The sequence below is a fragment of the Bartonella sp. AA78NXGY genome (assembly GCF_042197005.1).
Classification (GTDB): Bacteria; Pseudomonadota; Alphaproteobacteria; order Rhizobiales; family Rhizobiaceae; genus Bartonella.
In genome coordinates this window covers 361-609 of sequence record NZ_JBHIRI010000098.1, presented here as the reverse complement: position 1 = coordinate 609, position 249 = coordinate 361, and the positions used below count along the sequence as shown (strand labels likewise).

Genomic DNA, 249 nt, shown 5'->3' with positions numbered 1-249 from the left:
GGAGTGGACACTAAAGTTACACGTGTGGAACTGGTCGTTCAAGAGGCTGTACAGCCAAACGAAACCCCATGGTACGCAGTAAAGCATTCAAGCTGCGGAACTCTGGATTACCTTTTTCTGAAAGTGTACGGTAAAGTTGTGTTGGGTTCAAGTTGGCTGCTTTAGCTACAGCTTGAACACCACCATAAGCTTTGGCCATTTGGCGTAGAGTTACAAGCAGCTCACCCTGATCACCATCTGCTAGGATTG

1 protein-coding gene is annotated in these 249 nt (G+C 47.4%); it reads right to left on the bottom strand.

Annotated elements, in window-relative coordinates; translation table 11 throughout:
* Nucleotides 1-16 precede the first annotated feature (16 nt).
* The coding region (locus tag ACFINL_RS09840) for a DNA-binding protein (RefSeq protein WP_375651503.1) at nucleotides 17-249 on the bottom strand (233 nt) is incomplete at its 5' end.